The organism is Paenibacillus polymyxa (genome assembly GCF_001719045.1).
Classification (GTDB): Bacteria; Bacillota; Bacilli; order Paenibacillales; family Paenibacillaceae; genus Paenibacillus; species Paenibacillus polymyxa_B.
The window spans coordinates 5,320,001-5,327,850 of sequence record NZ_CP015423.1; the positions used below are offsets into that span (position 1 = coordinate 5,320,001).

A 7,850-nucleotide genomic window follows, 5' to 3' on the forward strand; every position below is an offset into this window, starting at 1 on the left:
CAGACCATCAGCTAAGGTCCCCAAGTGTGTGTTAAGTGGGAAAGGATGTGGAGTTGCACAGACAACCAGGATGTTGGCTTAGAAGCAGCCACCATTGAAAGAGTGCGTAATAGCTCACTGGTCGAGTGACTCTGCGCCGAAAATGTAACGGGGCTAAACACACCACCGAAGCTATGGCTTGATGCTTGCATCAGGGGTAGGGGAGCGTTGAATGCGGGTTGAAGGTGTACCGTAAGGAGCGCTGGACTGCATTCAAGTGAGAATGCCGGTATGAGTAACGAAAAGATCTGTGAGAATCAGATCCGCCGAAAGCCTAAGGGTTCCTGAGGAAGGTTCGTCCGCTCAGGGTAAGTCGGGACCTAAGGCGAGGCCGATAGGCGTAGTCGAAGGACAACAGGTCGAAATTCCTGTACCACCGTAATCCGTTATGAGCGATGGGGTGACGCAGTAGGGTAGTGACGCGGACTGATGGATGTCCGTCTAAGCAGTGAGGCTGATGTGTAGGCAAATCCGCACATCGTTAAGGCTGGGCTGTGATGGGGAGCGAAAATTATAGTAGCGAAGGTCATGATCTCAGACTGCCAAGAAAAGCCTCTAGCCAGGAGAAGGTGCCCGTACCGCAAACCGACACAGGTAGGCGAGAAGAGAATTCTAAGGCGCGCGGAAGAACTCTCGTTAAGGAACTCGGCAAAATGACCCCGTAACTTCGGGAGAAGGGGTGCCTCGGTAGGGTGAATAGCCCGAGGGGGCCGCAGTGAAAAGGCCCAAGCGACTGTTTAGCAAAAACACAGGTCTGTGCGAAGCCGCAAGGCGAAGTATACGGGCTGACGCCTGCCCGGTGCTGGAAGGTTAAGGGGAGTGGTAAGCTCGCAAGAGCGAAGCTATGAACCGAAGCCCCAGTAAACGGCGGCCGTAACTATAACGGTCCTAAGGTAGCGAAATTCCTTGTCAGGTAAATTCTGACCCGCACGAATGGCGTAACGACTTGGGCGCTGTCTCAACGAGAGATCCGGTGAAATTTTAATACCTGTGAAGATGCAGGTTACCCGCGACAAGACGGAAAGACCCCATGGAGCTTTACTGCAGCTTGATATTGAATTTGGGTACGATCTGTACAGGATAGGTGGGAGCCGTAGAACTTTGAGCGCCAGCTTGAAGGGAGGCATCCTTGGGATACCACCCTGATCGTATCTAGGTTCTAACTTGGTACCGTGACCCGGTGCGAGGACAGTGTCAGGTGGGCAGTTTGACTGGGGCGGTCGCCTCCTAAAGAGTAACGGAGGCGCCCCAAGGTTCCCTCAGAATGGTTGGAAATCATTCGAAGAGTGCAAAGGCAGAAGGGAGCTTGACTGCGAGACCTACAAGTCGAGCAGGGACGAAAGTCGGGCTTAGTGATCCGGTGGTACCGCATGGAAGGGCCATCGCTCAACGGATAAAAGCTACCCTGGGGATAACAGGCTTATCTCCCCAAGAGTCCACATCGACGGGGAGGTTTGGCACCTCGATGTCGGCTCATCGCATCCTGGGGCTGAAGTAGGTCCCAAGGGTTGGGCTGTTCGCCCATTAAAGCGGTACGCGAGCTGGGTTCAGAACGTCGTGAGACAGTTCGGTCCCTATCTGTCGTGGGCGTAGGAAATTTGAGAGGAGCTGTCCTTAGTACGAGAGGACCGGGATGGACGTACCGCTGGTGTACCAGTTGTTCCGCCAGGAGCACCGCTGGGTAGCTATGTACGGAAGGGATAAGCGCTGAAAGCATCTAAGCGTGAAGCCCCCCTCAAGATGAGATTTCCCAGTATGTAAGACCCCTTGAAGACGACGAGGTAGATAGGTTGGGGGTGGAAGTGCAGTAATGCATGGAGCTGACCAATACTAATCGGTCGAGGGCTTATCCTAAAGAATAAAACGCAAATAAGTTTCGGATCCAGTTTTCAGGGTGTAACCTTGAAGGTTTGGTGGCGATAGCGGAGGGGTTCCACACGTACCCATCCCGAACACGACCGTTAAGCCCTCCAGCGCCGATGGTACTTGGACCGCAGGGTCCTGGGAGAGTAGGACGTCGCCAAGCAAGATAAAAGAGCACAGCCTTAATGGGCTGTGCTCTTTTTGTATACCATAAGGCTTTCGCGTTTTGGAAATTATACAAGAAACCCATACATATACTCCATCCCACTAAATTAATAAGATTGGGGGATAACTACAATAAAGCTTACAACGCTCTGCATAACGACCGATAGTGAAGTCAAACATAATGAAATTTATAATGCAGCAAGCTCCAACAACAGGGAGCCTTGCTGTTTTGCCGTTACTGTTTTTTGAGGGGGTGAAAGATTAAAAGTAAGGCTATAAATTTCTAGAGAACAGGTACTTTTGAATCGAGATAGAAACGTTTCTATTAGAGTTTGAAAATGAAATTCATAGCTTTGGGAGAGAAAAACTCAATCCGAACTGAATTTTTTAGACGAAGAGTCAGAAAAAAATATGCAAAATACGGTCCTTTAGGACTATGAAATAACAATATTTATTACAAAATTAAAGAGTTATTAATTTTGGCTTATGTGAGCTTGATACAAATTCAATCCATTATTTAGGAGGTTAAAGAGAGTTGCGGAAAAAGGCGGAATTTGTCGGATGATATCAGGTTGAATTTGTTACATTTATGTTAATGGCATGTAAAGATAAAATTGTTGTAGGATAAGGGGGTGTAGCTTCAATGTAAATCATAATGAGTTTAGTTTTACAAAATTCGTGAAAACCTAAAATTTCGTTTTAAACTAAATTAACAGATCATGATTGACAGATAACTAATACAAAAAGTGAAATTGTTGCTTTTGAAGTTTGGAAACAAATAACACAATATGGATTTTGTTTTATTTTTATGAGCTCTATCGATTTAGCCCTTTTGTCCCATGCCAAGTGGTTTTAAAGTTTGTATATTTAAAAATAGTTAGAAAGTGTTGGAATAAAAAAAGAGATATAAGGATTTACTGTAAAATTATGAAATGCATAGAGGATGGAGGAATTCATATGACGACTCGATCGCAATCTTGGTTCGCGAAAACAGAGGTCCAACCGACTGCGAAGCTCCAACTATTTTGTTTCCCCTACGCCGGTGGTGGTGCTTACATATTTAACTCTTGGAAGTCTAGGTTTGCGCCTGACATTACCGTGTTGCCTATACAACTTCCAGGACGTGAAAGCCGTTCAACAGAAGCTCCAATGGATACTCTTCAAGACATCGTTCAATCGTTGGTTCCCGCAATGGCTCCATACATGCATAAGCCGTTCGCTTTTTTTGGGCACAGTATGGGGGCACTGATTGCATTTGAAACAGCACGACAGTTGTACAGCAAAACTGGAAAGCTACCTGTGCATATCATCATATCTGGTAAATCCGCACCACATCTTCCATACTCCAAAAAACGACTCCATGATTTAGCAGACGATTCTTTCACGGAAGAGCTTCGTTTAATGCAGGGAACTCCTGAAGAGGTGCTGCAAAATGCAGAATTGATGCAAATTATTATGCCTCGTCTGCGTGCAGATTTTAAGGTATGTGAAACTTATGTTTATCAGCCGGGAAATCCACTGGTATGCCCGATGACCGTTTTAGGCGGAATAAAGGATTTTGAGGTTAGCACAGATTCACTCCATGCCTGGCAACAACATACGACATCACCTATGGATGTTCGGATGTTCGAAGGTAATCACTTTTTCATCCATGAACAAGAACAAGAGGTTATAAGCGCAGTCAAGAACATTCTTTCTACATCCTCGCCGATGGGCCACGCGGCGGCAGCTCATACAGCTTACAACACAAGCACCCTACAACCACGATTCAGACAGAGTTGAATGTCCCACACATCACGATACACTTCGTTATTACCATCTCAGCAACAATCAACAACCAACCCACACCAAGATGCAAATTCCAGAATAGTTCAAAATCGCATTTTATTCTGCACGGATACTCATGCATCCAAACCCAGAGTTTATCTCAACGACGTCCACAGCCAATATAAAAAGTTCGCACTGATAAAGTGTGGGCAACGAAAAGAGGGATGCCCTTGTTTCGATTAAATTCTGCTTTTCGGAGACTCGCACGTTATGTAAGGCCGTATAATCTATGGGTTTTCATAACGGTGATCGCCTCCTTGTGTTTGGCAGCTATTGACATTGTTTTGGGTAAGGCCATTGAGCAAATGGCACAGGGGACATTCTCCTCTACCCAGAACATGATCTATCTGGTTGTTGGTATGACGCTAATTGGAATGCCCTGTAAGTTTGTGATGAGGTACGCTTCAGCGCGATTTAGTGTTAGTGCTCTGCGCGACTTGAGAGGCGATCTCGTACATAAGTTTTGCGATTTACCGGTTTCCAGCGTGGAAAGGAAATTTACCGGAGATTTGGTATCCCGTCTAACCAATAATACGGCAGTATTACAGAACTTTTTTATCCAGCAGTTTGCCAATCTGTTTTATTTACCGCTTGTGTTTACGGCATCACTCATATTGCTTTTACTGACAAGCTGGAAACTGATATTGGCAAGTCTTGCGCTCATGCCAATAGGAATGATCATAACATCACTAATGAGCAAGCCGATTGAAAAATATTCCTCGGATCTTCAGGAGAAAATTGCTCATTTGAACGCTGTGGGGCAAGATGCAATCGGAGGAATCCCTATCGTCAAGGCATTCAATATGCAGGCTGTGCTGTTGAAGAAGTATATGGTGATTATGGAGGAGGTCGTCAAGCGCGGCTTACGGCTAGAAAAGCGCTATGCAGCCATTACTCCGGTAGGTGTGATGATGCTAGCAACACCGATTATTTTGGTCATTGTATACGGAGGATACCTGATACAACATGGAGAGCTGAATGCTGGAGGCATTGTACTTTTTTTATACCTGATTTCGTTCATATTGCAGCCGATTGCCATGCTGCCGACAATCATTTCGCAAATGAAGGAAGCGGGTGGAGCCGCAAAGCATTTGTTTGAGGTACTGGATTGGCAGAATGAACGTCAGGATGGCGAAATAACCTTGATAGATCAGAAGCGAGAGAATGAGGTGCCTCATTTGAAAGACGATGCAAATGGGAAAGCCAACCGAATGAGTGAAGGCGGAGCAGAAAGTGATGATGACTTTGATAGTGTTGCTGTAGTCAGCTTTGAGCATTTGACCTTTGGCTACGATGAAGGGAACACAGTGCTGAAGGATATCAGCTTCCAGGCAGGGCAAGGGGATATGGTGGCGATTGTCGGTGCCAGCGGTGGAGGTAAAAGCACGATTTTCAAGCTGCTTTGCGGATTTAATGAACCTGGAGAGCATGCTGGAACCATTCAACTATTTGGAAAGAGTTTGACAGATTGGAATTTAACAAGCCTGCGCAGTCATATTTCGATGGTATCTCAGGAGCCGTCGCTTTTTCCGGCCACCATTGCAGAAAATATCGGATATGGACGTTTGGAGGCGACTCGGGAAGAAATTGTCGAGGCGGCGAAAGCGGCACATGCGCATGATTTTATTGTTCAACTTCCCGAGGGCTATGAAACCCTGTTGAGCGAGCGGGGAGGCGGATTGTCTGGCGGTCAAAAACAGCGTATTTCCATAGCAAGAGCATTACTGAAAAATGCTCCGCTGCTTCTATTGGACGAGCCGACTTCAGCACTCGATAGTCAGTCGGAGGCTCAGGTGCAGAATGCGATGAATGCGGTAATGCAAAACCGGACGGTACTGGTCATTGCTCATCGACTGTCAACCGTACGTCAGGCGAACCGCATTATTGTACTCGATCAGGGGAGCATTGTGGAATCGGGTTCTCATGAGGAATTACTAGGTCGTGATGGTGTGTATCGAAAGCTGTATTTGAAAAATTTTGAAGAAGAACAGCATACGGCGGAAAACGGTAATTCGTTGCCTGAGGAAAGGGGTGAGCGTCGTGACCTTCAAGCAGGGGTTTTATGAATTTAAGCAGTTGATGTCCCTGATGAAGCCGCACCGAAAATGGTATTTTACCGGGCTGGTTGGCAATAGTCTGACCAATGCGAGCATCACGATTTTACTTTCTTTTGTGGTGCATTATTTGCTGAATTTCGCGGTTAATGGCGATGTACAGGAGCTATACCGAGCGGTCTATTTGGTTAGTGGTACATTTTTGGCATTAAGTCTTATTTCCCCCCTGTGCAGCTATATGTATAAACGGTGTGTAAAGCTGGCGATTGCCGAAGTACGAATGAAACTATTTGGCCACATTGTTAAGCTATCGTACGATAAAGCCGAAAAACACCATTCGGGTGATCTTGTATCCCGTATGACGAATGATGTACAGGCGCTGGAGCAGGCTTACACCGTTCATATCCGCTCGATTATACTAGAAATTTCGCTTTTCTTGGGCTCGTTGGTCATTTTGATGGTTCTGGATTGGCGATTTGGGATTATGGCGGTTTTACTTGGGCTGGCTTCAGCCTGGATAAATGCTCATTTCGCAAAGAAAATGCGAAAGACGAGTGAAGAGTTACAGGGACGGATGAGCAGGTTCACGGAACGATTGAGTGATTTGCTTTCCGGTTTGCAGACGGTGAAGTTGTTTGGGTTGAGGACAAAGGTAGGTGGACTATGTAACGATGCAAGCGAGGACATAAACCGTATCAGCATCCGGCAGGGACGTCATATGGGCTTGCAGGATATGTGCAATTTTGTCATAGAGTTCATTACGCTGGGCGGTGTGCTTGTCGCCGGATTGATTCTGGTATCGCAGAAGCAAATGGAACTGGGAGTATTGGGACAGATTGTGCAGCTGCAAACCGGTATTTCAACGGTGTTTTTGGAGCTAGGGGCAGCTGTAACACTGTTACAAAACTCTTTGGCAGGCTTGGCGCGTATCCGCGAAATTCTGGATGAGTCGAAGGAAGAAGAGCAGTTCCCCGCGGCTAAAAAGAAGGGACCGCTGACTAGGCTTATCGATCCCGAGACGGCAGCTTTATCAGCCCGTGAATCTGGGGAATTCTATGGCGATGTTGAGACCTTGCGTTCAGACCATGCCATTGAACAGACTCCGGCTGCGCTGGAGCTGCACGACATCACCTTTGGCTATCAGCCTGACCATCCAACGCTGCAAAGGTTAAACTTGGTCGTGCCAGAAGGACAGGTAACCGCGCTTGTCGGCCCGAGTGGTGGCGGCAAAAGCACAGTCATGAAGCTGTTGTTGGGATTTTACCCACCGGACGAAGGTGTGCTGCGGGTTCGTGGTCGCTTGGCAGAAGAATTTCCGTTGGATGAGGTCAGGGATTTGATGGCCTATGTACCACAGGAGGCTACGCTGTTCCACGGTACAGTAGCGGATAATATCCGTTTTGGCTCACCGACTGCCACGGATGAGGAAGTAGAGGCTGCGGCCAAAACAGCCTATGCCAGCGGCTTCATAGCCGAGCTGCCAGAGGGGTACGACACGATTGTTGGTGAACGCGGAGCCAATTTGTCTGGCGGTCAAAGACAGCGGATCGCAATTGCTCGTGCTTTGCTCAAAAATGCACCGATTTTGCTGTTGGATGAAGCAACCTCGGCTTTGGATGCAGAATCGGAATATGAAGTCCAGCAGGGCTTAAATGAGCTGATGAAGGATCGTACGACATTAGTTATTGCCCATCGATTGTCTACGATTGAACGGGCGGATACGATCTGTGTCCTTGCCGATGGTGAACTGAAAGAGCAGGGTACCCATGATCAGCTCCTTGCCGAGGGCGGTCATTATGCAGAGTTGTATGAGCTTCAATTTCGAAAGCATCCCGAGGAACAAACCGCATAAATATGCGAATTTCCTTTTTACCAATATCTATTTTGCGAGGAGAGAGACGG

The 7,850-nt window shown here is 47.1% G+C and carries 3 protein-coding genes and 2 rRNA genes (1 of these 5 cut by a window edge); all 5 read left to right on the forward strand.

Annotation, left to right across the window (positions count from 1 at the left end; translation table 11 throughout):
- Positions 1-1,893 (forward strand): 23S ribosomal RNA (locus AOU00_RS24070); it begins 1,034 nt to the left of the window's first position.
- Positions 1,894-1,948: 55 nt separating this feature from the next.
- Positions 1,949-2,065: ribosomal RNA gene (gene rrf / locus AOU00_RS24075) — 5S ribosomal RNA — on the forward strand.
- Positions 2,066-3,024: 959 nt separating this feature from the next.
- Positions 3,025-3,849 (forward strand): thioesterase II family protein, encoded by an 825-nt coding sequence (locus tag AOU00_RS24080; protein ID WP_061832122.1) that lies wholly within the window; start codon positions 3,025-3,027, stop codon positions 3,847-3,849.
- 215 nt (positions 3,850-4,064) lie between these two features.
- Positions 4,065-5,960: an ABC transporter ATP-binding protein gene (locus tag AOU00_RS24085; protein ID WP_081330750.1), complete on the forward strand. Its 1,896-nt coding sequence runs from the start codon at positions 4,065-4,067 to the stop codon at positions 5,958-5,960.
- A complete protein-coding gene (locus tag AOU00_RS24090; RefSeq protein WP_069291847.1) occupies positions 5,935-7,800 on the forward strand; it encodes an ABC transporter ATP-binding protein in 1,866 nt (621 codons plus the stop codon). Before AOU00_RS24085 ends, AOU00_RS24090 begins: the two co-directional genes overlap by 26 nt.
- Positions 7,801-7,850: the final 50 nt, after the last annotated feature.